Source organism: Listeria grayi DSM 20601, from assembly GCF_000148995.1.
GTDB classification, from domain to species: domain Bacteria; phylum Bacillota; class Bacilli; order Lactobacillales; family Listeriaceae; genus Listeria; species Listeria grayi.
Genome location: NZ_GL538353.1, coordinates 938,672 through 963,336, shown reverse-complemented (window position 1 = coordinate 963,336; position 24,665 = coordinate 938,672). Strand labels below are relative to the sequence as shown.

The 24,665-nt window shown below is 42.4% G+C and carries 22 protein-coding genes and 1 other RNA gene; 2 read left to right on the top strand and 21 right to left on the bottom strand.

The window, feature by feature from the left end; all coding sequences use genetic code 11:
- Positions 1-41: 41 nt before the first annotated feature.
- From HMPREF0556_RS12175 to ssrA, 3 genes are all read right to left on the bottom strand, one after another.
- On the bottom strand, positions 42-836 hold the full coding sequence (locus HMPREF0556_RS12175; protein WP_003759049.1) for an Ig-like domain-containing protein: 795 nt from the start codon (positions 834-836) through the stop codon (positions 42-44).
- A 22-nt stretch (positions 837-858) separates the two neighbouring features.
- On the bottom strand, positions 859-1,614 hold the full coding sequence (locus HMPREF0556_RS12170) for a hypothetical protein (RefSeq protein ID WP_003759047.1): 756 nt from the start codon (positions 1,612-1,614) through the stop codon (positions 859-861).
- A 237-nt stretch (positions 1,615-1,851) separates the two neighbouring features.
- Positions 1,852-2,222: a transfer-messenger RNA gene (gene ssrA / locus HMPREF0556_RS13235) on the bottom strand.
- A 191-nt stretch (positions 2,223-2,413) separates the two neighbouring features.
- On the opposite strand from ssrA, the gene HMPREF0556_RS12165 reads away from it, so the two are divergent.
- Together HMPREF0556_RS12165 and HMPREF0556_RS12160 are read left to right on the top strand one after the other, a co-directional pair.
- The gene (locus tag HMPREF0556_RS12165; RefSeq protein WP_040486805.1) at positions 2,414-2,773 is read left to right on the top strand and encodes a type II toxin-antitoxin system RelE/ParE family toxin; all 360 of its coding nucleotides are present in this window, start codon (positions 2,414-2,416) and stop codon (positions 2,771-2,773) included.
- A 23-nt stretch (positions 2,774-2,796) separates the two neighbouring features.
- Complete coding sequence (locus HMPREF0556_RS12160) at positions 2,797-3,072, top strand: helix-turn-helix transcriptional regulator (protein ID WP_003759043.1); 276 nt, start codon at positions 2,797-2,799, stop codon at positions 3,070-3,072.
- A gap of 35 nt (positions 3,073-3,107) precedes the next feature.
- Here the strand turns inward: HMPREF0556_RS12160 and smpB are convergent, their stop codons facing one another.
- The 18 genes from smpB to HMPREF0556_RS12065 form a co-directional block, all read right to left on the bottom strand.
- Positions 3,108-3,572, bottom strand: a complete 465-nt coding sequence (gene smpB / locus HMPREF0556_RS12155) for an SsrA-binding protein SmpB (protein WP_003759042.1) — start codon at positions 3,570-3,572, stop codon at positions 3,108-3,110.
- Positions 3,573-3,593: 21 nt separating this feature from the next.
- Positions 3,594-5,945, bottom strand: a complete 2,352-nt coding sequence (gene rnr / locus HMPREF0556_RS12150; protein ID WP_003759040.1) for a ribonuclease R — start codon at positions 5,943-5,945, stop codon at positions 3,594-3,596.
- Positions 5,946-5,974: 29 nt separating this feature from the next.
- Positions 5,975-6,721 (bottom strand): alpha/beta hydrolase, encoded by a 747-nt coding sequence (locus HMPREF0556_RS12145; protein ID WP_003759038.1) that lies wholly within the window; start codon positions 6,719-6,721, stop codon positions 5,975-5,977.
- A 140-nt stretch (positions 6,722-6,861) separates the two neighbouring features.
- Positions 6,862-7,092: a preprotein translocase subunit SecG gene (gene secG / locus HMPREF0556_RS12140; RefSeq protein ID WP_003759037.1), complete on the bottom strand. Its 231-nt coding sequence runs from the start codon at positions 7,090-7,092 to the stop codon at positions 6,862-6,864.
- Between the two features lie 74 nt (positions 7,093-7,166).
- Positions 7,167-7,910 carry an alpha/beta hydrolase gene (locus HMPREF0556_RS12135; RefSeq protein WP_003759035.1) on the bottom strand — a complete coding sequence of 248 codons (744 nt, stop codon included), beginning with the start codon at positions 7,908-7,910 and terminating at the stop codon, positions 7,167-7,169.
- A gap of 178 nt (positions 7,911-8,088) precedes the next feature.
- Complete coding sequence (locus tag HMPREF0556_RS13095; protein WP_003759033.1) at positions 8,089-10,233, bottom strand: S8 family serine peptidase; 2,145 nt, start codon at positions 10,231-10,233, stop codon at positions 8,089-8,091.
- Positions 10,234-10,409: 176 nt separating this feature from the next.
- Positions 10,410-11,702, bottom strand: a complete 1,293-nt coding sequence (eno, locus tag HMPREF0556_RS12125) for a phosphopyruvate hydratase (protein ID WP_003759031.1) — start codon at positions 11,700-11,702, stop codon at positions 10,410-10,412.
- A 239-nt stretch (positions 11,703-11,941) separates the two neighbouring features.
- On the bottom strand, positions 11,942-13,474 hold the full coding sequence (gpmI, locus tag HMPREF0556_RS12120) for a 2,3-bisphosphoglycerate-independent phosphoglycerate mutase (RefSeq protein ID WP_003759028.1): 1,533 nt from the start codon (positions 13,472-13,474) through the stop codon (positions 11,942-11,944).
- Positions 13,475-14,230, bottom strand: coding sequence for a triose-phosphate isomerase (gene tpiA, locus HMPREF0556_RS12115; RefSeq protein ID WP_036105750.1), 756 nt, complete (start codon positions 14,228-14,230; stop codon positions 13,475-13,477). It lies immediately after the preceding gene.
- 26 nt (positions 14,231-14,256) lie between these two features.
- Entirely contained in the window at positions 14,257-15,447 is a 1,191-nt protein-coding gene (locus tag HMPREF0556_RS12110) for a phosphoglycerate kinase (RefSeq protein ID WP_003759023.1), read from the bottom strand.
- A gap of 114 nt (positions 15,448-15,561) precedes the next feature.
- Complete coding sequence (gene gap, locus HMPREF0556_RS12105) at positions 15,562-16,572, bottom strand: type I glyceraldehyde-3-phosphate dehydrogenase (protein ID WP_003759021.1); 1,011 nt, start codon at positions 16,570-16,572, stop codon at positions 15,562-15,564.
- Between the two features lie 32 nt (positions 16,573-16,604).
- Positions 16,605-17,648, bottom strand: a complete 1,044-nt coding sequence (locus HMPREF0556_RS12100) for a sugar-binding transcriptional regulator (RefSeq protein WP_003759019.1) — start codon at positions 17,646-17,648, stop codon at positions 16,605-16,607.
- A 436-nt stretch (positions 17,649-18,084) separates the two neighbouring features.
- Positions 18,085-19,431 carry an RNA polymerase factor sigma-54 gene (gene rpoN, locus HMPREF0556_RS12095; RefSeq protein ID WP_040486802.1) on the bottom strand — a complete coding sequence of 449 codons (1,347 nt, stop codon included), beginning with the start codon at positions 19,429-19,431 and terminating at the stop codon, positions 18,085-18,087.
- A gap of 117 nt (positions 19,432-19,548) precedes the next feature.
- Entirely contained in the window at positions 19,549-20,478 is a 930-nt protein-coding gene (locus HMPREF0556_RS12090; protein WP_003759015.1) for a dipeptidase, read from the bottom strand.
- 19 nt (positions 20,479-20,497) lie between these two features.
- On the bottom strand, positions 20,498-20,884 hold the full coding sequence (locus HMPREF0556_RS12085) for a hypothetical protein (protein WP_115345936.1): 387 nt from the start codon (positions 20,882-20,884) through the stop codon (positions 20,498-20,500).
- Between the two features lie 570 nt (positions 20,885-21,454).
- A complete protein-coding gene (locus HMPREF0556_RS12075; protein WP_003759008.1) occupies positions 21,455-22,417 on the bottom strand; it encodes a transketolase family protein in 963 nt (320 codons plus the stop codon).
- 20 nt (positions 22,418-22,437) lie between these two features.
- Positions 22,438-23,286: a transketolase gene (locus HMPREF0556_RS12070; RefSeq protein WP_222704124.1), complete on the bottom strand. Its 849-nt coding sequence runs from the start codon at positions 23,284-23,286 to the stop codon at positions 22,438-22,440.
- Positions 23,287-23,301: 15 nt separating this feature from the next.
- Positions 23,302-24,660, bottom strand: a complete 1,359-nt coding sequence (locus HMPREF0556_RS12065; RefSeq protein WP_003759005.1) for a PTS ascorbate transporter subunit IIC — start codon at positions 24,658-24,660, stop codon at positions 23,302-23,304.
- Between the last annotated feature and the right edge of the window lie 5 nt (positions 24,661-24,665).

Here is a 24,665-nt window from a genome sequence, read left to right as displayed (position 1 = left end):
AAGGCAAAGAAAGGCTTAATATTTATTTAAGAACAACTGAATCAATTTAGGATTTCAATCTCATTCGCTATACTTTCAATTCCATTTACGATTTGTGAAACAGTTATCTGTGCTCCACGCACGGCATCATTCGGATTGATAGCTATAAAATAATATCCCGAAGCACTGGCATATGCACCATATTCTTTCCCGCCTATTTGAACGATCACATAAGCATTCGGACTGGCAATTCCAGAAACACTGTCTGCTCCTGCCCGAACTGTATTGATACTCGGTCTGCTAGGATACAATTGCACCGTTTTCTGCTCACTTCGTTTAGAAACTGGATCAATTGCGGTAACTAGGATGTTTTGCCCAGCCGAATATATACTTTCGATCGGAATAGCGAACAGACCGCTGCTATTTGCTTTGCCCTGATACAATCGGTCTTTGATCATGACCGTAACTGTAGCATTGGCAACTGTTCTACCACTGATTTCCCTATCTTTATCAGTAGCCATATTCACACCTAGCAAAAATTCTCCTTGAACAACCGAAGCATAAGCGGTTTCACTACGATCAGAACCCTTTACCGCATACACGGAGATATAAGTTCCTGCGGGATAGGTCTTATCCAGTCGAATCGTATATTCCCCCATGCTATTGCTATAACCTTCATAGTTATCCACGCCTATTTGGGCAATGATTTTCACATTTGCATCTGCTGTTCCTGTAACAACTCGGTCGGAACTAGAAACTGGCTGGATCGTGGGCTGCTTGATTTTTGCTTGGCTAGGGATGACTTTTACTGTCGTTTTCGAACTGCTAGTAGACCCACTTTGGCTGTACGCCTCCACTATCGTTCCTGCAGGGTAGGTCCTATTTAATCGGATATGAAAAGCACCCCGTCGAAGCATTTGGCAATGCTTGATAAACAGCTCCTTCGATCGTTACATACACAACCTCTGCATCTGGTGCGATCCCATCGATAGTGGTGTCTTTATCTGTGATCACCGAGAGTGTGGGAGCTACAAGTGTTTCTTTTTTTATCACCTTTGACTGTTCAAAAGCAGTCATCCTTGTTTCATTTTGACCAGCTACCTCGATATTACTTCCTACTCGATATTTTTTATTTAATTGAATGGTAAAATCGCCATCTTTATTAGGAAAACCCCAATAGAAATCACCATCGATCTTGAATTGTTCATGAGAAGCATTACCAGCACGCCCCCTTACAACTAGATCCTCATTCGTAACTGGCTGAATATAAGGTTTCTTCAGCGGATTCAAGTCTTTTTTTACATAAGTAGTGCTTGTTCGGTACCAAACCGAATCACAGGCAACGGTTATTTTAGCATTCACTCTCTCCTTCTGATCTAATGTAATGCCATAATAACCTGTGTTACTCGTTCGCGCACGATAGCTGCGATAGCTAGTTTGAATCGTGACGATACTGTTTGGTGCAGCATTTCCCAGTACAAAAACACTAGTGTCGTAAACCGTGTGGATCTCCACAGGATGAAAAGTACGGGGAGAAAGCTGCGCTGCTTTTGGTTCTGCTTGGAAAAGACTGATGACTAGCAAGAATGAGAAAAGAAAGATACAGACAAATAACCATTTTGGGTATTTTTTCATGAGAAACTCCTTTGTATGTATTTTATAATTAGTTACTTAAGTTCTTTTTTAAAATAGCATAAAAATATACAAACGGAGTTGGAGATTTATGATTCATGGATTTATTATGTGGCAAATCGGTGAAGAATTTTTTCAAAACTAATCATGAATACTCAAATAAAAAAGACAGGTTATCTTTTCGGAAACAGCTTTGTAAAGCCATTTCCGAAAAGATAACCTGTCTTGATCAAACCTAAAAGATGGAGACGGTGGGAGTCGAACCCACGTCCAGAAATATCGGCACTTGAGCATCTACGAGCGTAGTTGCCGTATTTGGATTTCGCATAGATGTCTGCCCGGCGACAGGCGTCTATCTAGCTAGTCTGATTATGCTCTTCTCGTTTGCCCCAGACGGAGACAAGCGAGCGTAACCCACTTAAAAGTGAGACCCTTACCGTAGCACATGGGTGATGCACGGAGGATCAGCTATTCAGACTGCTATTAGGCAGCGAAAGCTAAATTGTTGTTTTGTTTGCCAGTTATTATTGGCTTTGACGTTGATGACGGGGCCGATCCCCCCGGCTCGCAACTCAAGCTCGACCTATCCCTGTCGAATCCGTAACGTCCCCGTAGTAATAAAGTCGTACTATTCATTATATAAGAAAATGCCGAGAAATTCAATACTAGCCTATTTTTATTTAAAAGTTTCCAATCCATAATTAAAAGCAGTTGCGTTATGACGGCATCCATGCTATCATAAAGATAGAAACTGATAGCGAAAATGCTATCAAAAATACATCAGAAAGTGAAAACAACTTATATGGATAATAAAGTAAACTTCGACTATGTCACTCGAGCAGACGGGAGCAGTTACTTTGAAGAATTTCTTGCCAGTATTCCAGTAAAAGATCAGGCAAAACTATTAGCTACCATTCAGAATGTCCAACGCTTGGGACTGTATACGGCAGAACGAATGGAATGGATCAAAAAGCTGGATAAGAACGTGTATGAGATTCGTTCCAAAGTATCTTCTAACATTCAGCGCGCCATTTACTTCCAAGATGAAGGTACCTGTTATTTAATCACTCACGGCTTTACTAAAAAAGAAAACAAGACGCCTGCCCGGGAAATCATGAAAGCAAAGCGAATACGAAGAGAATATTATCTAAGTAGAAAATAATTTAAAGAAAAGGTCTGATCAATATGAGTAAGATTGATAAATTAATTGCGCAAAAAAGAAGAGAAAGTCCTGAATTTGATGGTGAATTCCAAAAAGAAATGGACCGTATGATCTCAGCGGTCGCTGTGAAAAGGTTGCGAGATGACTTGCACCTCACCCAAAGGGAATTTGCTAGTTTAGTAGGCAAACCGCAGTCCACGATTGCTAGGATCGAAAGTGGTGCTACGGAAGCTTCTATGGCGACGCTGCGGGAGATCGCAGAGAAAACAGAGAAGAAAATCGAGATCTTGTTTGTATAAAAAGCGTGCGAATATAATTCGCACGCTTTTCTTATTTATCGTTGTCTTTCTTTAAACGCTCGTTCAATATCACGTTTTGCTTCTTTGCGTTTCAAATCTTCGCGTTTGTCATATTTTTTCTTCCCTTTAGCTACACCGATCAAGACTTTTGCAAATCCATCTTTGATATAGAGCTTTAGGGGGACGATCGAATAGCCAGCTTCTTTTGTTTCGCCAATCAGACGGCTGATTTGTTTTTTGTGCAATAACAATTTACGAGTTCGAAGTGGGTCATGATTGAATCTATTCCCTTGGTCGTAAGGGCTGATATGCATGTTGTGTAAAAAAATTTCTCCGCGTTCGATGCGGGCGTAAGAATCCTTTAAGTTCACTCGTGCATTACGAACGGATTTGATCTCTGTTCCTTGCAAGACAATGCCGGCTTCAAAAGTTTCTTCGATTGCAAAATCATGTCTGGCTTTTTTATTTTGCGCAATTAATTTTCCTTCACCTTTTGGCAATGGTCTTCTTCCTTTCTGAGTCTAATGACGTTTTTTCTTAGTCGGTTTGCCTTTTGCCACTCCTTGATAAAAGGGTTTTTTCTTTTTCTTCTTTTTGCCTGGTTTTGTCGACCATTCTTCTTTTGGTTTCTTTTGGCCGTCTTTACCTTTATTCGTGGCATTATTTTTCTTTCGACCACTACCTCGACGACTGTCAAAAGTTTTGACATCTCTCTTTTTCGCCGAAGCGTCAATTTTCCCACTGCTGCGTAGGGCAAAATCGATCTCGCGAGCATCTACGTCTACCTTGGTGACTTCAACTTCTACTTCGTCACCGATACGGTAAACTTGTGCCGTTCTCTCGCCGATCATTGCCAGCTGGTTAGGTTGGAATTTGAAATAGTCGCCTTTCATAGCACTCACGTGGACAAGGCCTTCGATCGTATTCGGCAGTTCGATAAACATTCCGAAATTTGTTACGGAACTGATGATTCCTAGGAACCGTTCGCCTACTTTATCGACCATGTACTCGGTTTTCTTGAGTTCATCTGTTTCGCGTTCGGCTTCTACAGCACGTCGTTCCATCTTCGAGCTATGATCTGCTATTTCCGGTAATTGTTCTGCTTCTTTTGCGATCGTAGCGTCGGAAACATCACCTTCGATCAAGTATTTGCGGATCAGACGGTGAACAATCAAGTCTGGATAACGGCGGATCGGTGATGTGAAGTGTGTATAGAATTCCGTTGATAAGCCAAAGTGACCTACACTTGCTGTGTCATATTTTGCCTGTTGCATGGAGCGAAGCATGATTGTGGAAACAACCATTTCTTCAGGCTTACCGCGTACTTCATCCAACACTTGCTGAAGCGCTGCTGGATGGATATCATTGGCGGTTCCTTTGACGATCAAACCAAAGTTAGTAATGAATTCAAAGAATCGGGCTAACTTATCTTCTTTTGGATTTTCGTGGATACGATAGATAAATGGTACGTCCATCCAGTGGAAGTGTTCTGCTACCGTTTCATTGGCTGCTAGCATGAATTCTTCAATCAGATGTTCTGCTACAGAGCGTTCACGCATCACGACTTCTTGCGGTTGCCCTTTTTCATCAACAAGAACCCGCGCTTCTTTGAAATCGAAATCGATCGCGCCGCGTTTTTCGCGTTTTTGGCGCAGTGTTTCAGCTAATTTACCCATTTCTTCTAGCATTGGCACGATAACAGCATATCGGTCACGCAATTCTAAGTTATCCGTTGTCAAAATCTCATTGACATCCGTATATGTCATTCTTTCCGTTGTTTTGATGACACTTTCAAAAATCTCATGATTAACGACGGTTCCTGTTTCATCGATCTCCATTTCACAGCTTAATGTGAAACGGTCGACATGTGGATTTAGCGAACAGATCCCATTCGACAACTTATGAGGTAGCATAGGGATAACGCGGTCCACGAGATATACACTCGTTCCTCTATCCGCAGCTTCTTTGTCGATTTCCGAACCTTCTGTCACATAATGTGAAACATCAGCAATGTGAACGCCTAGCTTCCAATTGCCGTTTTCCAGTTTTGTTACCGTGACAGCATCATCTAAGTCTTTGGCATCCGCGCCATCGATCGTGATAATAATTTGGTCGCGTAGATCTCTGCGATTGCCGATTTCGGCATTTTCAAGCGAGCTTGGTACTTTTTCGGTTTCTTTCAGCACTTCTTCCGGGAAAGATAGTGGAATGCCGTGTTTGTGGATGATCGACACGATATCAACACCTGGATCGTTGCGGTGTCCAATAATAGAGGACACAATTCCTTGGGTGCGTTTGTTTCCGTGTGCATATTCCGTTATTTGGACGATCACTTTATGACCATCTACAGGCTTCAATCCTTTTTCCAAAGAAACTTCGACCTCGCCAAATAGACGTTTATCATCTGGAACTACTAGCGGTGTTCCTACTTCATCTTCCATATAGGTACCCACGATCTGGGTCGTTTTGCGTTCTACGATTCGTTTGATTGTTCCTTCTGCAAGGTTGTCGCCTTTACGTTTTGTAATAAACGCGAATACGATATCGCCGTTCATAGCGTCGCTTACTTCTGTTGGGGGAATAAAAATATCGTCTAAGTCCTTATTTTCTGGAATGACGAAGCCGTAGCCGCGTTCATGTGCGCGGAAAGTTCCTTTGATGAGATCCATTTTCCCTGGCAGTGCATAGCGGTTTTTGCGGGAACGTACGATTGTTCCTGCCTCTTCCATGTTTACTAATGCCTTTACCATTTCTTTGAATGCCTCTGCATCTTGCGGGGCGATCTGCGCTTCTAATTCATCCAACGAAAAAGTATCGTCTGGTTTTGCGGTCAATAAGGCATGGATGTTTTCTTCCATTTGTTTTTGTTTCATATTTCCCCTCCTCTCTTCGTTTTGGTTTCTTATTTTTCCCAGTCAAGCCGGTTTAAAAAGTCTAAAATATCTTGGTTCAGTTCTTTTCTTTCTTTATCCAAGGTAATGACATGCCCGGATTTTTCATACCAATGTAGTTCTTTAATGTCTGATTCTACTTTGTTATATATGCGTTCTGCGCCTTCCACATCTACCATATCGTCTTTTTTGCCTTGGACGACCATAATTGGCGCATAGATCATGTCGATCTCACTGTTTACCTCGTTGATTTCATCTTTCAGTTTTGCGATAGTGTTCATTGGGGCGTCTTTGTAAGCTTCCATTTCCTGATCGATCTCTTCGGGAGTTTTACCTTCCAGCTTTTTATAATTGCGGACGTAATCGTGAAAGCCGGCAATGATGGGTGATGAGCTGTCCATTTTTGTTGGTGTGCTCATAGCTACAATTCCCTTAACTGGTCTTGAAAAACCTAATTTCAGTGAAAACAAGCCGCCTAATGATAATCCAGCTACGGCGATCTCCTCATAGCCTAAGTTTTTTAAATGTGTATAGGCATCTAAAACATCTTGCCACCAGTCAGCTGGACCAGTTTGAAGCAGAATGTCTGGGGTAACGCCGTGTCCCTTATATTGCGGGGCATAAGCCGTATATGCATTCTCCTGTAAAAATCGCCCTAAGATCCTTACATCGGCGGAACTGCCGGTGAAGCCATGTAATAGTAAAACGGCGCGTTTGCCACCTTCAAATAGAAATGGCTGCGGGGGTGTTATTTTCATCTTTTTTTCGCTCCTTGTTACGCAATCAATTGATTCTTCTTCCAGTTTAAAATATCACCCGGATAATCTCAAGCCACACGGCTGCCCTTTTAATCAAAAAAAAACCACCCAAAAACACTTAGGTGGTTGTCATTTCAGTATTACATAAAAAATGCTAAAGCAATTAGCAATCCGAAGAAAATTATCGAAAGGACAATGGTCGTCCGATGTAGGATCAACTCAAGACCTCTAACTTTTTGCTTTCCAAATAACTGTTCTGCTCCGCCAGAGATAGCGCCGGATAGACCGTTGCTTTTACCTGGTTGCAATATAATGACTGTGATCAACAGCACCGCTGAAATGATGAGTAAGACTGTTAAAACTGTACTCATTGTTCTTCCTCCTAAAACCGTTCATTTTGACTAACTACTATTTTAGCATATTATATTTTATTCGTAAAGTGTGCTTAGACTGCTGCCTCTGATACCCAGTTAAGGTCATCGAGGAAATAAACGACGTCTTCTCCCAGTATATCTTTTTCACAGTCATTGACAATGTCATGTCCGCTGCCTGCATAGAAGCACAATTGTTTTTCATCTGTATGGATCTTTTTGAAAATATAATTAGCATTGTCTGCATCGATCTCTTCGTCTTGGCAGCCTTGGCCGATCATTGTTGGTACATGGATCTTTTCGATTTGCCCAGAAACTTCTTTATAGAACGCAGCACGGGCAGTCGCCATTTTTTCGATTTCGGATTGGTAGCTGGCAAGCATATCATCCGCCTCTGTTTCAACGATTCCGTCTGCTTTTAATTGTTTTTTCAAATAAGCTTCTACTGGTATATAGCGCATATTCCGGTTGACGTTTGCACATAATGGAATAATTGCTTTCGGTGCAAATTTTTGAGCCATTTTTAGCGCAAATACGCCGCCCATCGCTACACCTAGGATGACGATCTCGTGGTAGCCTGCATCTTGTAATTTTTTATAGCCATTCACAGCATCTTCATACCACATTTCTGGTGTGGTCGCGAGAAAATTCTCCGGATTCTCTCCATGTCCGCGATAATTAGGAGCATATACGGTATAGCCGTTTTCGGCAATATATTCTCCTAGTTCTCTCATATCTGATGTCGTTCCAGCAAAACCATGTAAAAGCAGTACAGCACGATTTCCTGCTTCGATCATAAAGCTACGATCTACTTTCATTTTAAGCAGTCCTCCTAAATCTTTTATACCCTAAAAATTACTCTCTGGAAAGATGATCCGCATGAAAAAAACTGCCGCGTATTTCGCTTAAACAGTCATTTTCTTACAAGAGTATTTCTAAACAATAGACATATCATAACGCTTGTTTAGTGGAATGTCAACAGGCTGATTTATAGCTTTAGCGGGGAATCAAAAACCACTTCTGATTGTCCAGATTTTTAAGGGAATACAGCTGGATAGCCGTCTTATTTTTCGTGCTAGCGCCTTTCACATCCAAGCCGTATTTGGTGCTACTGAGCGCTGCGATCGTGACACTGCCATCTGATTGGAATTTAAAGGTAAAATGCTGGCCTTTCGTATTTTTCTGTGTCTGCATACTAAGTTTCGTGCGTTTCGCCATTTTATTGCCGGCGATCTCTAGTGCATATTTGGGATTGGCTTTAGAAACGATCTGGATGCCTTTGCTGTCTTTTTTCAAAATGAACTGCTGAGAAATACTGTTTTTAGAGGTGTTTTGATATAGTTTTGCCCCTGCCAGCTTGCTCGTACTACTTATTTCTAATGCTTTCCCACTTTTCTTGGAAATAAGATTATACGTTTTTCCGCTTTGGATCGCTACTGGTTTGAACTCCCATTGTTCGGAAAGGGATTCTTGGTTTCGTTTGGCTAAGATCGCGCTTTTACTGGCTTTCGTATTGCCGGACACACCAGCGACATTGGTCTGTTTTTTCCAGCTTTCGATGCTGTAGCGGCCGTTAGCTATTTTGCTCAGGTAAAACTGCTGTGCATTGTTTTTCGTATTTTTCTTATTGATCTGAAGAACGGTATTTGGATTTTTGCTGTTGTTTTTAAGCTGTAAAACTTTGCCTAGGCGAGATTGCAGATAGACGCTACCATTGCTATTTTTGACGATTTTCCATTGCTCGCCTGCTTTTCCATTCATACCTGATTGCCAAAGTGCCGTGTTTTCCTTGCTTGAATTTCCTTTTACGTTCATATATAATCCGCTGCCAACGGAACGAATATAATAATAACGGTCCGACGTAAGCGTATCAGGCGAGAATGCTTTGTAGGCATCCAGCAAGCCTCCTGTCGTCATTTTTCCGTTTAGGGCAGATAATTTATGGACATTTTTTAAAATGCGTGATTTGATCTGTACGGCGCTGTCGCTCGTATACTTACCTTCTAATAATGCTGCTATCCCAGTAACTTGCGGCGCAGCCATAGATGTGCCTGTTTTATAGCCGTATTTGCCGTTTGGCAGGGTGCTGTAGATGTTGGTTCCCGGTGCTGCAAGATCGACGGAAGTTTTTCCGTAGTTGCTGCTTTCTTCTAAGAAACCATTTTGTTTGAGATTAGCAACACTGATGATGTTGGGCGAATCGAAAGACGCTGGATAGAGTGGCGTCATCAAATTGACGTTGGTTCCGCCGGCTTCTTTATCGTTATTCCCGCCATTATTTCCTGCTGCTGCAATAAACAGCACGTTTTTAGCTTTATCGATCGTTTTTTTCATTTCTTGGCTTTTAAAAGGAGTGATCAATGATAGATTCACGATCGCGGCTTTGTTTTTCACCGCGTAATCCATCGCTGCGATAATATCGGAAACGTAGATGTTTCCGTCAGATCGTTCTACTTTTAGCGGCATGATCTCTACATTGGTATCCAGTCCGATGCCGTTAGCCCCAGCGATCGTTCCGGCTACATGGGTACCGTGCGAGTCTTTATCCATAGGATCATTGTCATTATCGCCAAAATCTCGGCCATTGACGGCGCCGCTTTTTGTTTTCGAGATCACGTTTTTTAATGCCGGATGATTATAGTCGATACCGGTGTCTACTACGGCGATCTTTATCTTTTTCTTACTTTGTGCTGGATCGATCTTATTATAGTTAATGTCGAATTCCGGATAACTGCTATTGTTTTTTGCCCAAAGTTTTTTATCCGTGCTGCTGCTTGAAATCGTTGCTTTATAGTTTGGTTCGGCAATGGAGATATGTGTTCTGTCTGCCAGCAACTGTTTAATGAGCGTTTCTAATGTACCTGCTGATTTTTTGATTTTAAATAGGTAAGTATCTGTTTTTATCATTTCTGCTTGGACAAGCGGATAATTTTCTTCTATATAAGCAGGGGTTGTGTCTTTTAATGTGACGATGACCCGCTGGTCTTGATAGTCCTCTTTTTCTGCGGTCTGTACCGTTTGGATGATTTGTTTGCTTTCGGCTGTCATTGCCTGGTTGGGTTCTGCTTGGGCAGTAGCCGGAGTTACTAATATTCCAATGCTGAGGATCATACTACAGAAAAGTGCATAACCTTTTTTCATTTTACAGCTCCTTACTTGAATTATCGCAGTTTTATTTATTTTAGCACATTGGGGTTCCAAGCGGACAGCTGTATAAGGGTTTATTTACTAAAATAGGGACTATTGGCACATTTTTGTCAAAAATTGCCCATAAAAAAAGTGCCAGCACTTAGATGTGCTGGCACTTTATAACTAGCTTATTTTTTCAAGTTGTAGAATGCATTGATTCCGCGGTATTCCGCAAGATCTTGCAAGTTGTCTTCGATGCGTAGTAATTGGTTGTATTTAGCAACACGGTCAGTACGAACTGGAGCACCAGTTTTGATTTGACCAGCATTTGTAGCAACTGCAATGTCAGCGATCGTGGAATCTTCAGTTTCACCAGAACGGTGAGAAACTACTGCTGTGTAACCAGCTTGTTTAGCCATTTCGATAGCATCTAATGTTTCAGTCAATGTGCCGATTTGGTTAACTTTGATTAGGATCGAGTTAGCGATACCTTTTTCGATACCTTGTGCTAATTTTTCAGTGTTTGTTACGAACAAGTCGTCCCCAACAAGTTGTACTTTGCTACCGATACGATCTGTTAATAGTTTGAAACCATCCCAGTCGTTTTCGTCTAAGCCATCTTCAATCGAGATGATTGGGTATTTGCCTGTCATTTCTTCGTACCAAGCAACCATTTCTTCAGAAGTACGAGTTACGCCTTCACCTTTAAGTTCATAGTTACCAGTTTCGCGGTTGTAGAATTCAGAAGATGCAGCATCCATTGCGATACGAACTTCTTCACCTGGTTTGTAGCCAGCTGCTTCGATTGCTTCGATGATTGCTTCGATTGCTTCTTCATTTGATTTAAGGTTAGGAGCGAAACCACCTTCATCACCAACACCAGTGTTTAGGCCTTTACCTTTAAGTACGCCTTTAAGTGCGTGAACGATTTCAGCACCCATGCGTAGTGCTTCTTTGAAGTTAGGAGCGCCAACAGGCATTACCATGAATTCTTGGATGTCTACGTTGTTATCAGCGTGTTCGCCACCGTTTAAGATGTTCATCATTGGTACTGGCAATACTTTGGAGTTTGTTCCGCCAATGTATTCGTATAAATGAACGCCTAGTTCGTCAGCTGCTGCACGTGCTGCTGCTAAAGAAACACCTAGGATAGCGTTAGCACCTAATTTACCTTTGTTTGGAGTACCGTCTAAGTCGATCATTGCTTTGTCGATACCGATTTGATCAGTTACGTCAAAACCGATAATTTTGTCAGAGATAACGTCGTTTACGTTTTCTACTGCTTTCAAAACGCCTTTTCCTAGGTAACGAGCTTTGTCGCCGTCACGTAGTTCTACTGCTTCGTATTCACCAGTAGATGCACCACTTGGAACTAATGCGCGTCCGAATGCGCCTGCTTCTGTGTAAACTTCTACCTCTACAGTTGGGTTTCCGCGAGAATCTAGAACTTCGCGAGCATAAACTTCAGTAATAATTGACATTTATATTCTCTCCTTTGTTGGGATTGTGCGAGTAAAGCGAGCTACGAGCCCAATATACATGTGAGCAAAGCGAACATGTAATCCACTGACTGTATGATCGACAGCCAGTTGCTGTACAATCTCCACTAGTAATCTACCATTCCTTGCCCTACAGATACATCGGGTGCAACATTTACTCTCGTCCCAAATTCAATTCATTTATATTGTACCTTTAACCAAACATAATGGAAAGCAAAACCTTATTTTTCGATCAAACTTTCTCCAGTCATTTCTGCTGGTTTTTCAACGCCTAATAAATCAAGCATGGTTGGTGCAACATCCGCCAAGCGTCCGCCTGAACGAAGAGTTACGCCTTTTTTCGTTACGATCACTGGAACTGGAACGGTCGTATGTGCCGTATGCGGGTTACCATCCGGAGTCGTCATCGTTTCAGAATTACCGTGGTCAGCGAAGATTACCGCTGCGCCGCCTTTTTCCAAGACCAAATCAACAATGCGTCCTAGATTTTCATCTACTGCTTCGATTGCTTTGATTGTTGGTTCCAACATTCCGGAGTGACCAACCATATCCGGATTAGCGAAGTTCAAAATGATTGCATCGTGCTTATCATTTTGGATGTCTTCTACTAATGCGTCAGTTACTTCATAAGCACTCATTTCCGGCTGCAAGTCATAGGTTTCTACTTTTGGAGAATTGATCAAGATACGATCTTCACCAGGAAACTCTTCATTGCGTCCGCCGTTCATGAAGAAAGTAACATGCGGATATTTTTCTGTTTCTGCAATGCGCAGTTGTTTCAAGCCTTTGTCGGAAAGCACTTCGCCGATCACATTTTTCATTTCGATCGGTGCGAAGGCAACTTCTGCGTCAATGCTTGGGTTGTATAATGTCATGGTTACAAATTTGATGTTTTTCGGATGTGCTTCCCCGCGATCAAAATGTTCCCATTCTTTATCCGTGAAAGCATTCGACAATTGAATAGCGCGGTCAGGACGGAAGTTGAAGAAGATGACTGCATCATTGTCGTTTACCGTTGCTACTGGTTTGCCGCCTTTTGTGATGACAGTTGGTAGGACGAATTCATCCATTTTACCAGCGTCATAGGAAGCTTTTACGGCAGCTGCAGGGCTTTCAGCTTGTTCACCTTCGCCAGCTGTGATCGCTTTGTAGGCTTTTTCTACGCGTTCCCAACGTTTGTCGCGGTCCATTGCATAAAAACGGCCAGAGATAGTTGCGATTTCGCCGTAGCCAAGTTTCGCAATTTCGTTTTGCAATTTTTCCACGTAAGCTGGTGCGGAGTCAGGCGCTACATCGCGTCCGTCAAGAAAAGCATGGATGTAAGTGTTTTTTACGCCGTTTGCTTTTGCAGTTTCTAATAAAGCAATCAAATGATTGATATGGCTGTGTACACCACCGTCAGAAAGCAAACCAAACAAATGCAGGTTGGAATCATGTTCTTTTGTATAGTCAAATGCATTGTTCAAAGGCTTGTTTTTTTGAAATTCGCCTTCTTCGATCGCTTTGTCGATACGTGTTAGACTTTGATAAACAATGCGGCCAGCGCCGATATTGGTATGTCCAACTTCAGAGTTCCCCATTTGACCGTCTGGAAGTCCGACATCAAGTCCGCTTGCTTTTAATTCGCTGTGCGGAAATGTTTCGTAATAACGGTCAAAGTTTGGTTTCTTCGCTTGGGCAACAGCATTGCCAACTGTTTCTGCACGCTTACCAAATCCATCAAGGATAATGATTGCTACAGGTGATTTACTCATTTATTTTACTGCCTCCAATAAGCTCAAGAAAGATTTTGGTTCAAGGCTTGCTCCGCCTACTAAAGCACCGTCGATATCGGATTCAGCCAAGTAGTCTGCAATGTTTTCAGGTTTTACACTACCGCCGTATTGGATGCGAACAGCGTCAGCAGCTTTTTCGGAAACTGCTTCTGCAACTGTTTTACGGATAACCGCACAAGTGTCGTTAGCATCTTTACTAGTGGAAGATTTGCCTGTACCGATTGCCCAAATTGGTTCATAAGCAATGATAGATTTTGCAACTTGTTCTTCTGTAAGTCCAGCAAGTGCATTTTTAACTTGGCCAGAGACCCATTCGTTTGTTTTGCCGGCTTCGCGTTGTTCTAATGTTTCACCGCAACAAATGATAGGAGTCATGCCGTGTTTGAAAATAGCATGTGCTTTTTTGTTTACATCTTCGTCTGTTTCATGGAAGTATTCACGGCGTTCAGAGTGGCCGATAACCACATAGGAAACGCCCATGTCAGCTAGGGCAAAGGGGCTGATCTCGCCTGTGAAGGCACCTTCGTCTTCAAAATAGCTGTTTTGTGCAGAAATGTGAAGATTCGATCCTTCTGTTAAACGAACTAATTCTTGTAAAAAGATTGCTGGAGCTGCAACGATGGAGTCCACAGCATCTTTTGAAGGAACATTCGCTTTCACTTCTTCTACAAATTCGGCAGCTTTAGCAGCCGTTTTGTTCATTTTCCAGTTACCTGCAATAATTGGTTTACGCATTTGGATGAACATCCTCTCGTTTTTGATTATTTTTCGCTGATTGAAGCAACGCCTGGTAATTCTTTACCTTCTAGGTATTCTAGAGAAGCTCCGCCACCAGTAGAGATATGTGTGAATTTATCTGCATAGCCAAGTTGCATTGCTGCTGCTGCAGAATCTCCGCCACCAATAATCGTTGTTGCATCTTTCAAATTAGCGATTGCTTCACATACGCCGATTGTTCCTTTGGCAAAGTTACTCATTTCGAATACACCCATTGGACCGTTCCAAATAACTGTTTTCGCGCCTTGTAGTTCTTTGCTGAATAGTTCAATCGTTTTTTCGCCGATATCAAGACCTTCTTCATCCGCAGGGATTTCGTCAGATGATACAGTGTGGAAAGGAACGTCATTGCTGAATTCTTTTGCTACTACTGTGTCGACTGGTAAGATCAATTTATCGCCGGCTTTGTCTAAAATTTCTTTCGCTAGGTCGACTTTATCTTTCTCAAGTAAAGAGATACCTACTTCTTTACCTTGGGCAACCATGAAAGTATAAGCCATTCCGCCACCGATCAAAATTTTGTCTGCTTTTTTAAGTAGGTTTTCAATTACACCGATTTTGTCAGAAACTTTCGCGCCGCCAAGAATTGCTACAAATGGACGAACAGGTTCGTCAACTGCGCCGCCGATGAATTTGATTTCTTTATCCATCAAGAAGCCTGCTGCTGATTCCAAGTTAGAAGCGATCCCTACGTTAGAAGCGTGAGAGCGATGAGCTGTTCCGAAAGCGTCATTTACGAACACGTCACCAAGACTTGCCCAGTATTTGCCAAGTTCTGGATCGTTTTTGCTTTCTTTTTTACCATCGATATCTTCAAAACGAGTGTTTTCAAAGAGTAAAACTTCGCCGTCTTTTAGTTCGTCAATTGCTTTTTCAAGTTCTGGACCGCGTGTTACTGGAACGAATTCTACTTCTTTTTCTAGTAATTCGCTTAAACGTTCTGCAACTGGACGAAGTGTTTTGTCAGCTTTGTCTTCTTCTGTTTTGACTTTACCTAAGTGAGAGAAGAGAATTGCTTTTCCGCCTTGTTCTAAAATGTACTTGATCGTTGGCAAAGCAGCTACGATTCGGTTATCGTTTGTGATTTTGCCGTCTTTCATTGGTACATTGAAGTCTACACGTACTAAGACTTTCTTTCCTTTTAGATCTAAATCAGTTACTACTTTTTTAGCCATTTTATTATTCCTCCATGTGTTAAAGGATGATGTTTCAAAAAACAAGCGGAAACAGGATCGTTTCCGCTTATTCATCTTATTTGTAAATGCGTCTCGATTTGCCGCTATCTGCTATTATTTAGCGATTTTAGCAAAGTATTCTAAAGTACGAACTAATTGAGCAGTGTAGCTCATTTCGTTGTCATACCAAGCAACTGTTTTAACTAATTGTTTGTCGCCAACAGAAAGTACTTTTGTTTGTGTTTCGTCAAATAATGAACCGAAAGTCATACCTTTGATGTCAGAAGATACGATTTGGTCAGAAGTATAACCATAAGTTTCTGGATCGCTAGCTTCTTTCATTGCTGCGTTTACTTCATCAGCAGAAACTTTCTTATCAAGAACTGTTACTAATTCAGTAAGGGAACCAGTTGGAACTGGAACACGTTGAGCAGCTCCGTCTAATTTACCTTTAAGGCTTGGTAATACTTCACCGATTGCTTTAGCAGCACCAGTAGTGTTTGGAATGATGTTTTCAGCTGCAGCGCGAGCACGACGGAAGTCGCCTTTAGGGTGCGGGCCGTCAAGTGTCATTTGGTCACCTGTGTAAGCGTGGATAGTAGTCATAAGACCTTCTACGATACCAAATTTCTCATCCAAAACTTTTGCCATTGGAGCAAGACAGTTAGTAGTACAGCTTGCGCCGGAGATAACTGTTTCTGATCCGTCTAAAGTTTCGTGGTTAACGTTGTATACGATTGTTTTCATGTCGCCTGTTGCTGGAGCAGAGATAACAACTTTTTTAGCTCCTGCTTTCAAGTGAAGTTCTGCTTTTTCTTGAGTAGTGAAGAAACCAGTACATTCTAATACGATTTCAACCCCTAGGTCGCCCCATGGTAATTCTTCTGGGTTACGGTTAGCTAATACTTTAACTTCTTTACCGTCAACTTTAAAGAAACCATCATGTACTTCGATGTCGCCACCAAATGTACCTTGAGTAGTGTCATATTTCAATAAGTGTGCTAACATTTTAGCGTCTGTCAAGTCGTTGATCGCAACCACTTCGATACCTTCCACATCTTGAATACGACGGAATGCTAGACGACCGATACGTCCAAATCCATTAATACCAACTTTAACTGTCATGAGTCAATTTCCTCCTTGAAAATATTGTTTTTTTATTTCAAAAGGGGTTGCCCTTTTAAAAGCGATTCAGCTGCTCCGGCGTCCGTGATCAAAATCGTATTTCTTGGAGCGGTCTTCATATACGATTTGATTGCTTTAGCTTTTGACTCGCCACCGGCTACGGCAATGATATGAGGTATCTTGGTCAGCTCTTCGAATTGTAGTCCGAATGTCGAAACCTTATGTACTACCTCGCCTTGTTCATTGAAATAATAGCCGAATGCTTCGCCAACTGCTTTTCGCTGAGTGATCTTATCGACCACGGCTGGACTTGCATGTCTTCTGGATGCCATTGTCATTGCGTCGCCGATCCCATGAATGATAGCATTCGCAGATTGGACTAAACGCAGACCTTCTTGGATGGATGGTTCTTTGAGTAGGGAACGATAGGCTTCTTCTCCCAATTGTTCGGGCACATACAGTACGCGATGTTTGGTGCGTGTCTTCGTTGCTAGCTTGTCGCAGATCGTATTGGCTTGATTATCCAAGTCTTCTCCAAGTCCTCCACGTCCAGGCACGAATAATAATTCTCTGCCTTTCGCAAAATCCGGAGTCATCATTTCTGCAACTGTGGCCATTGTAAAGCCGCCCATCACAGCAATGACGTTCTTCTTCTCAGTAAGTGCCATATCGAGTTGCTGGATAGCGGTCCGTCCCATTTCTTCTTGTACCCATGGGGTCTCGTCGCTATTACCTTGCACGATCAAGCATTTTCTGATTTGAAGTTTTTCCTGCAGTGCTTGTTCCATAGAATGAAGGCCAGATAGTTGATTCATGATGCTTTCTAATTCTCTAAAAACGTTCAATCCTTCTGTGGTAACTTTCATCCCAGAAGAAGCGATGTCGATCAGATTCTGTGCTTTCAAGAATTCCACTTCACTGCGGAGCACTCGTTCACTCATGCCAAGCATACTGGCAAGGGTCCGTCTGCCTACAGGTTCAGAAAAATAAATGGAGCGAAGTATTTGATAACGTTTCTGCATCACTTTTAAAACGTCGGGAATTAGTTTTTTTTGTAAGTTAACAATATCTGACATTTTTATTAGCTCCTCACTTAGTGGACAGTTAACGACCCGGTTAGACCTTTAACGTCCCGATAGTTCTAAAAAAAGTAGAGATGAGGCGTGCCGACTTTCATTATCAGATTTTTTCCAATGGCTTGGTTCAATCTACATAAATGACGCTTTGACTTGCCTTTCTCTTTTTGAGTGCTGCTCAGAAACTACCTATCAACTTCTTTCACCCTACAAATACATTCTAACAGTATTGAAGAGATACTTCAAGTATTAAGTGGGACATTTACGAAAAAACAATGGAATCTTCACTTGCTGTCAATAGTATGTTTTTAAAGAAAAAGCCTTTATACACCTATGTTTCCACTAATCATATATTCTAAACATCCTTTTCGATTTCAAAAAAACACAATAAGACGTTTTGTGTCCCACTTTAACTCTTGGCGGGATACAAAACGTCTTAGGCGTCGAACCGTTTTCGTTTGGATGACGATGGGATATTGAGTTCTAAACGATATTTTGCGATCGCTCTTCGTGAAACTTGAATCGCTTCCTCTGCCAAGAGGTCAACGATTTTTTGGTCGGAGAGCGGTTTAGATTTGTCTTCTTCTTCGATCAATTTTTGCAACTGTTGTTTGATCGCACTACTTGCGACCTCTTCGGCATCACCTTGGCCGGATGACTGCTGTAATCCTGCTGAAAAGAAGCGCTTCAATTCATAAACGCCTTGGGAGGTCTCCATGTACTTGCCATTCACTGCACGACTCACCGTCGATTCATGTACACCGATCTCCTCAGATATTTCGCGTAATGTCAATGGTTTCAGTCGGCTGGCTTCTTGGTGTAAAAAGAACTCTTGCTGGTGTTTAACGATCGCTTCCCCGACTAGCTGCAAGGTGCTTTCCCGCTGCTCTAGACTTTTGCGGATCCAATCATATTCGCCAGTTTTTTCTTTCAAGAAGCGTAGTACTTCTTTTTCTTTTGTCGCTTCCATTGTCTGGTAGTAGCTTTCTTGAAAACGGATTTGCGGCAAAAATTGTTTGGCGAGCGACAGATGTAATGTCCCGGCTTTTTCTTCCAAAATCAATTCCGGTACGATATATTGGACGGTTTCCTGAGTGAATGCCATTCCCGGTCTCGGGCTCAATGTTTGGATAAAATCGGCTACTTCTTGGATCTCTGTCAAGCTGACATCCATTTCTGCAGTGATCTTCTTCCATTTTTTGTCGGCAAATTCCATGAAATAATCTTGGATCAAATCGTAAGCGATATAGGGCGCTTTGGCCGAACGTTCGATCTGCAGCAAAATACATTCCTGCATATTTCGAGCCCCGATACCAGCCGGCTCCATGTTCTGCAAAATCTCTAAACCGGCTAAAATTGCTTCTTCACTCATTAAAAGCTGTGCAGCGATCAGGTCAGTATCTTGCGTTAGGTATCCTGCCTCATCTAAGCTTTCGATCAGAAACAAAACGATGATCCGCTGCGATTGCGGCAGTTTCAGCATTTGTAGCTGTTCTTTCAGCACATCTCCAAGTGACTGCGTGTTGTCAGCGATTTGTTCCAGCCAATCGTTATTATCTGCCCTATTTCGGCTGCTTGTTTTATAAGGGATATCTGCTGCCGGTTCTGTTCCTGGGACTACTTCTATCAATGGGTTTTCCAATGCCTTTTCTTCTAAAAACGAGGTCAATTCAGGGGTAGCAAATTGGAGCATGGCAATCGATTGAGTCAACTGCTGTGTCATATTCAATTTTAAAGATTGGGATTGTTGTTGCTTTTGCGCAAAACCTGATTCCAGCCGCATGCTACTCTCCTCCATCATTTAATTCTTCTATATGGTTAGTATACCACCTTATTTCCGAAAAACCACCTGTCTGTCCAAATGAAAAACGCTGAAAAAATCCCAGCGCTTTTCGATATGTTATTTTGGCAAGTGTGCCAAGAAGTTTTGGGAAGCAAACCCTGCGATTTCTTCGTGCGAGAAATGCTTTTGCAAAGCTGCTAAGAAAGTCGGATATTCTCCAGCATGCGAGATCCCCTCGATATGGTGCTGGATGCCATCAAAGTCGGAACCAAAACCAATGTTGCGGATCCCGCCCAATTCCGCGATGTGATCAATATGACGAATCAGATCTTCTATTTTCGAATCTGAAACAGCTTCATTTGTAAAACGCGGATTGAAAATAACATGGATCATCGCATCTTTCTCGATCATAGCTTTGATTTGGTCGTCATCAAGGTTGCGCTGGTGTCCATAAACGGCTTTCGCGTTAGAGTGGCTGGCGATCGGATAATCAGCGAGCTCCATCACATCCCAGAAACTTTTGATGCTTAGATGCGAAACGTCGGTGAAAACTTTATGTTCGTTTAGCTTGGAGACGATCTCTTTTCCAAAAGTGGTCAGCCCCGCTGCTCGTTTTTCTTCGACGCCATCAGCAGCCAGATTGGCATTATTCCAAGTAAGTCCTACGGAAAGCACGCCCGCTGTGATCAGCTGTTCCAGACGTTCGATACTTTGGCCGATCGGTTCAACACCTTCTAAAGTAAGCACCGCGCCAATTTTACCTTCCGGCAGTTCTTCCAAATCGCTCCACTTTTTGAGCGGATGAATAATCCCACCCCGGTGAAGCACATGCTGTTTGAAGATATTTACCTGTTCGACCGCTTTTTTCCATTTATGTTCAACAGGGATCTCCGGATCTAAAAAGATCGCAAACGCCTGCATCATAAAGTCCCCTTCAATCAATCGTTCAAAATTAACGTCGAGTTCCGGCGAATCTTGAAAATTCCATTTCCCTTTGCTTGCTTGCAATTTGTATAACGCATCGCAATGCATATCGATTACTTTCATTCCTCTACACTCCTTATTTCTACGAAAAAGCTAATTCTTTTTGGATAAGTTTCAGTAATGTTTGTTTATGCCATTTCTTTGCCAGCACGGTTTTGCTTACTTGATATGTCGCTTCTTCGATTTGGCCTTCTTCGTTTTCTGCTCGCAAAGTCAATTGATAGACCAGCCGTTTTTTCTCCAATAATACTTGTTTGATGGTGTCTTTTTGTAAATAATGCATTTCTGCTTCGTTTAGTCGAAAAACAAAAGTAAAGATTCCGGCGTCGGTAAAGGCAAGTATTAAACTATGCCTGCTCCGCATCGTTGGCCCTGCGTATAAAAAATCCATTTTTGTTATCAGCAGCCCATTTTCTTCCGCATAAGCTTTCACTTCTCGCTTGAGCTTTTCTTGCAAGGACATACCCACGTGACATCGCTCCTTCTCTTATAGTGTATCAAAAAATGCGTGAAGAAAAAATGGAAATTTATTTTTCAGGAAATGATTATTGATTTGCGCGAGGGTTTTGTGACTTTATTGAGGCGATGTTGAATGGCCGCGTTATCATTTTCAAGAAAAAACAGGTGGACAAGCGGCAGTTTCAGACGCAAAGAAACGAAGACAATAATTTAATAATTGTCTTCGTTTTTTTGATGCCTTTTCATGAAAAATCTAAATCCAATATTTAGTATCACCAAGCATAGTACTGAAGAAGAGAAGACCCAAGATGCTATCCAGTCCAAAGCAAACGAGATTATTAGGACTACTGCCAATATAGTGTAGATTACATAAAAAATTATGGTCTTATTCATGTTATGCCCCCTACTAATGTCAAGCGTTGCTTTATGGTCATATATTTTTCCGTGTCAAAAAAGCTCGCTTATATTACTAGGCTACTTTATAAAAATCAACACGTCAATTGCATTTATCATTTGGCTTCCTATTATGTACTACAAAAAGAAAAGGCGCTATAAAACGAGCGCCTTCTCTCCCTACTATTTACTTTCTCAAAAACCCTTTAACCGTTTCCTCGATTCGATCTGCGCTAAGTCCAAATGTTTCTTGCAAATATTCTGGCGTTCCAACTTGGCCGAACGCTTCATCTACACCGATACGCTTGACCGGGATAGCTGCGCCGTTTTCTGCGATTACTTCTGCTACGGCTGATCCCAATCCGCCAGTGATCGAATGGTTTTCGATCGTGATGATGAATGACTTGCCTTTGCTTTCTTTGAGCAGCAGTTCGCGGTCGATCGGTTTGATCGTGAACATGTCGATGACGGTCACGGAGGTTCCAGAATTGGCTAAGCGTTCTGCTACGTCAAGTGCTTCATAGACTAATTGACCAGCTGCTACGATCAGTCCGTCTGTTCCTTCGCGAAGGACTTTGCCTTTTCCGATCTCAAAAGTGGTTCCTGCTGCGTAGATATTATGAACAGCTTTACGATTGCCACGAACATAATGGATGCCTTCCCGCTTAGCAAATTCTTGAATGATCCGATCCATCTGCACAGCGTCTGAAGCGTCGCAGACAATTGAATTCGGGATACTTCTCATCAGTGCGACATCTTCAAAAGTCGTGTGGGTCCCGCCGTTTGGCCCGACGGTGAAGCCTGGATCTGATCCATAGATATTGATAGTCGTTTTGGCATAGCCGCCGGAAAGATATAATTGATCGAAAACGCGGCGTGTGGCAAATGGTCCGAATGTATGAATGAATGGAGTATAGCCAGTGATGCTGAGTCCAGATGCCATACCGACCATATTTGCCTCTGATACACCTACATTGATAAAACGGCTAGGGTGGCTTTTGCCTAGACGATTCCAATTACTTGCAGCGCTTAGATCAGCGTCTAGCGCGATCACACGGGTATCCTTTTCCATCAACTTTTCTATCCTGCTGGCGACGACATTTCTAAGTTCAACGCCTAATTCATTATTTACTGCTAATTCAGTACTCATTCGGTTGCTCCCTTCTTCCTTTATTTATTTGCTTCCTTTTCCAATAAACGGATGGCTTTTTCGGTTGCTTCGATAACTTCCGGGCCGTTGAATTTAACGGAATGATTACCGGCGAATGTTTCAAAGAACGGGACGCCCTGTCCTTTTATTGTGTCTAGTACAATACAGTTAGCTTGAGCTTTTTGTTTTTTGGCTGTGGTAATAGCTTCGTCGATCGCTTCTACATCGCGGCCATTCACTTTTTGGGTAAAAAAGCCGAATGCTTCCATTTTCGCTTGCAGGTCGAAATGAGTGACGATTTCTTCACTTTTTCCGTCGTTTTGTCCTTTATTTTCATCGATACATACGATGCAGTTTGCTAGTTTGGCATGTGCCAGATATTGGAAAGCTTCCCAGCACTGGCCTTCGTTCAACTCGCCATCGCCGACGATCAGATAAACATATTGATCGCCGCCTTTTCGTGCAAGTCCTGCAGCAATGCCGGTCGCGATCGAAGTTCCTTGTCCGAGCGAACCGGTCGTTGCATCTACGCCGGGAGTTTTGTTGCGGTCTAAGTGAGATGGCAGGTTTGTTCCGCCATCATTGAGCGTGTAGAGCCAATCTTTTGGAAAAAAGCCGCTGTTTGCAAGGGCGCTGTAAACGCCGGGGCCTGAATGTCCTTTAGAAAGCACCAAATAATCTCTGTCTTCCCACTCCGGCTCATCAGCACGATAATTCAACTGTTTTCCGTAAAGAACTGCTAACAATTCTACGATCGACAGCGAGCCGCCGACATGCCCATATCCTCTGTGAAGCAGCATTTTCAAAACATCGCGTCTGATTGATGCTGCAAATGGAACTAGCGCTTGGTTCGTTTCTTCTTTTATCACATTCACACACTCCTTTTATTTTTCAGCACTTACTACTGTTTTGCGGCCTTTTATAGTCAAAGCGATCAAGATACCGAAGATAACAAGTAAGGTTGCAATAATAGCCCATTGTCCACCGATTTTCGAAACGTTACCTAGTAAAATACCAGTTACGCCGTAATCTGTATCAGAGAAGGTGGAGCCAGCAAAGCCGATACCGCGCATGATCGGCAGAAGGAAGATCGGCATAAAGCTGATGATGATTCCTTGGACGAACGAGCCTACAACAGCGCCTTTTACTCCGCCTGTAGCGTTTCCATAAACACCGGATGTCGCTCCGCAGAAGAAATGAGGTACAACACCAGGGATAACAACGGTAGTGCCCATCAAGATCATTAAACCTAAACTTACGATCCCACCGACAAAGCTTGATAAGAAACCGATAAGAACGGCATTTGGTGCATACGGAAATACGATCGGACAATCTAATGCTGGTTTGGAATTAGGTACAAGACGTTCCGAAATACCTTTGAAGGCTGGAACGATCTCTGCCAAGATCAAACGTACCCCAGCTAAGATCACGAATACCCCTGCTGCAAAACTACCAGCTTGTTGCAAGGCGTAAACGATGTAGTTGGTTCCGCCGCTGAGCTTTGAAACATATTGACTACCGGCAAATAGTGTAACTAGCACATAGAATAGTCCCATGGTGATCGTGATGCTTACAGTCGAATCACGCAAGAAAGCAAGTCCTTTAGGGAATTTGATGTCTTCCGTCGATCTTGATTTTCCGCCGATCCATTTACCAACAAGTCCGCTCACTGCGTAACCGAAGTTCCCAGTATGCCCAAGTGCGACTTTGTCGTTTTTCGTGATTTGACGTGTAAATGGCTGTGCAATGGCGGGGAATATCGTGTTGGCGAGACCCAATGCGAAACCGCCGACAATAATAGCTAATACTTCATTCATATCGATAGCGCTTACAATTACTGCTAACATACATGCCATGTATAGGGTCGCATGTCCAGTAAGATAAATGTATTTATAACGAGTGACACGAGCGATCAGGATATTACATGCCATCCCGATCAGCATGATCAAAGCTGTTTTCGTTCCAAATGTCGTCAGCGCAACGGCTACGATTGCTTCATTATTAGGAACGACACCTGTTACATGAAAGGCGTGCTGGAACATTTTCCCAAATGGTTCTAAAGAGCTTTGGACAACGCCGGCTCCTGCTGTAACAACAAGAAAGCCGACAAATGTTTTAATACCACCACGAATAATATCGGAAAAATGCTTTTTTTGCAGTGCCAGACCCAAGATAGCGATCAGCGCTACTAAAATTGCCGGGGTACTTGCGACATCAATGATTACCTTTAGAAATCCTGACATTTTGT